Source organism: Mesorhizobium sp. WSM4810 (genome assembly GCF_055811235.1).
Genome location: NZ_JBVVQV010000113.1, coordinates 1 through 355, shown reverse-complemented (window position 1 = coordinate 355; position 355 = coordinate 1). Strand labels below are relative to the sequence as shown.

General features: G+C 63.9%; 1 protein-coding gene. It reads left to right on the top strand.

Annotated features, from left to right (window positions below):
- Nucleotides 1–278 (top strand): transposase (locus AC0L3O_RS35540; protein ID WP_473618170.1); only part of this gene is annotated, 278 nt, incomplete at its 5' end.
- Nucleotides 279–355: the final 77 nt, after the last annotated feature.

The following is a 355-nucleotide window of genomic DNA, read 5'->3' as shown; positions in this document are numbered from 1 at the left end:
GGGTGGAGAACAACATCGAGGAGACGCTGAGCTTCTATCGGCTGCCGCTGCCGCATCACAAGCACATGAAGTCGACGAACATGCTGGAGCGGCTGAACCAGGAGATCAAGCGGCGCACCCTGGTCGTCCGCATCTTCCCCAACCCGCAGAGCTGTTTGCGGCTGGTTCGGGCATTGGCGGTGGAGATCCGCGAGAACTGGCTCGAGGCGACCCGCTACCTCAACATGGATCATCTGCGCGAGCACAAGAAGGAGAACCTGAGGGCACTGGCCGCCTGAGACGCGGCCGCCATGTCCGCCGCTCCGCTAAACACGGGGGCTGCGCGGCGGACACGCCAACGTCACCGCTGAATGCC